This is a genomic window from Faecalibacterium prausnitzii, assembly GCF_003287405.1.
In the GTDB taxonomy this organism is placed as follows: domain Bacteria; phylum Bacillota; class Clostridia; order Oscillospirales; family Ruminococcaceae; genus Faecalibacterium; species Faecalibacterium intestinale.
The window spans coordinates 1-1,550 of record NZ_PRLD01000049.1 but is presented as its reverse complement, the minus strand read 5'-3'; the positions used below and the strand labels follow the sequence as shown (position 1 = coordinate 1,550).

At 54.8% G+C, this 1,550-nt stretch carries 1 protein-coding gene and 3 pseudogenes; all 4 read left to right on the top strand.

The genetic code is table 11. The features are described 5' to 3' along the window. A pseudogene (locus C4N24_RS14945) lies at nucleotides 1-274 on the top strand (hypothetical protein); the annotation flags it as partial. Further along, nucleotides 267-380, top strand: a pseudogene (locus C4N24_RS15730) (class I SAM-dependent methyltransferase); the annotation flags it as partial. The pseudogenes C4N24_RS14945 and C4N24_RS15730, both read left to right, overlap by 8 nt. Beyond that, the gene (locus tag C4N24_RS14935) at nucleotides 377-1,303 is read left to right on the top strand and encodes a ketopantoate reductase family protein (protein WP_112092031.1); all 927 of its coding nucleotides are present in this window, start codon (nucleotides 377-379) and stop codon (nucleotides 1,301-1,303) included. The pseudogene C4N24_RS15730 and the gene C4N24_RS14935, both read left to right, overlap by 4 nt. Beyond that, nucleotides 1,300-1,550 (top strand): annotated as a pseudogene (locus C4N24_RS14930) (L-2-amino-thiazoline-4-carboxylic acid hydrolase); the annotation flags it as partial. The gene C4N24_RS14935 and the pseudogene C4N24_RS14930, both read left to right, overlap by 4 nt.

Genomic DNA, 1,550 nt, shown 5'->3' with positions numbered 1-1,550 from the left:
CTATGTGCTGGTCTGTGTCTATGGGATAAACGGTGCGCGCAGCTTTGCGGCGGGCTTCTGGCAGCTGCTTGTCATCTTGTCCGTTATGAATCTCATGGACCGCTTTTTGATCGATGGCTACTGGGTGGGGCACACGAACGCATGGACGATCCTCGGAACGGAGGAGCTGAAGCCCTACATTACTGCAAAAGACAAACAGAAAAAGTGGCTGTTCGGCACGGTGGGCATGGCAGTCATAGCAGCGGCACTGGCGACAATGATGACAGTACAGTAATCGGAAAGCACCTTCCGTCAGCGGCTTTTTCCGGTTTCTCGCCAAGGTCGGGGACAACGGGATGAAAATGCAGATCGTGAAGATCGGATTTGGAGGCAAGAAATGAAAATTCTGGTATATGGTGCAGGCGTTCTGGGGTGCAATCTGGCAAGAAATCTGCTGCGCGCCGGAAAGGATGTCACTCTGCTTGCGCGGGGAAACTGGGCTGCGGAGATCAGGCAGAACGGCTTGCGGATCAAGGATAAGTTTTCGCTTTGCACCTCGGTCAGCCGCATTCCGGTGGTGACTGAACTTGCACCGGATGCGATGTACGATGTGATCTTTGTGGTCCTGCGTTATACACAGCTGGATTCCGTTCTGGACACGCTGCAGGCGAACCGGACGAAGAACATCGTTTTTGTGGGGAACAATGTGCAGGCGAGGGCACTGGCGGCGGCACTGCCGGAAAAGAACGTCCTGTTTGCCTTTGCGCTTTCTGCGGGGCATCGGGAGGTTGACCGGGTGGTCTCCATCGACCTGAAAAAGATCACCATCGGACAGCTGCCGGGTGCAATCTCCAATAAACAGCTGATCGGGCGCATTTTCCACGGCACAAAATATAAGGTTGTTTACGAGCCGAACATGGAGGACTATCTGCTCTGCCATGCCGCGTTTGTGATGCCTGCGGCTTTTGCTTGCTATAAAACGGACGGCGACCTGAAAAAGCTCAGGGGAGATACTGCATACCTGAACCGTCTGCTGGATGCAAACATCGAGGGATACCGCGCCATCAGAAATGCCGGGCACGCCATTCTGCCCAAGGAGGATGCGGACTTTGAAGGGGAAAAGTACCGCAAGACCTGCCTGCGCTTTTTCAAGCTGATGTGTGCCACTTCGCTGGGCGAGCTCTGCGTCTCCGACCATGCCATGAACGCCATCGACGAAATGAGCGCGCTGAACCGGGACCTCAAGAAATTTTTTGATGAACATGGCGCAGCCTACCCGGTATGGCAGGCACTGGAAACGGAAGCCGGGAGGTATCTGCAATGAAATACGCCGGGATGCCTATGGGAATGTGGGTGCTGTTTTCCGGTTCCTTTCAAAAGCAGCTGACCGCTGTGCTGGGCTATGATGCAGCCACCGCAAGAACCATCACGAAAAAGGCAAAGCCGCAATACCGGCAGATCATCCGCAGGCTGCCGGAGTTTGAAAAAGCGGACCGCTTCAAGATGAACATCGTCAACTGCGCAATGCTCGGCGCGTTCATCCTCTCCATGCCGCAACGTCCGGAGGTGGA

What these genes read in the sequence shown, in the direction of transcription:
- C4N24_RS14935 (WP_112092031.1), top strand. Translation starts at nt 377, where the DNA reads ATGAAAATTCTGGTATATGGTGCAGGCGTTCTGGGGTGCAATCTGGCA.